Consider the following 205-nt stretch of genomic DNA (forward strand, 5'->3'; position numbering starts at 1 on the left):
CGCTGCTGCTGACGCTGCGCAGCCTGCCAGCGGCCTTCATCCTGATCAAGCTGCTGACGCCAGCGTTCGGAAAGGCCATAAATTGCCAGTTCAGCCTGCCCGCTCAGCCAGTACATTAACTGCAGACGCCAGCGCGCACGCTGTTGCGTAATGGCGCGACCGGCTGGCGCGCCCAGACGGTAAAACAGCGGCGGCATCACCAGCA

The 205-nt window shown here is 63.4% G+C and carries 1 pseudogene; it reads right to left on the reverse strand.

Annotation, left to right across the window (positions count from 1 at the left end):
- Positions 1–205 (reverse strand): annotated as a pseudogene (locus B3797_RS16015) (cysteine/glutathione ABC transporter ATP-binding protein/permease CydC); the annotation flags it as partial.

Origin of the sequence: Pantoea sp. UBA5923 (genome assembly GCF_002431095.1) — a bacterium.
Taxonomy (GTDB): Bacteria; Pseudomonadota; Gammaproteobacteria; order Enterobacterales; family Enterobacteriaceae; genus Pantoea; species Pantoea piersonii.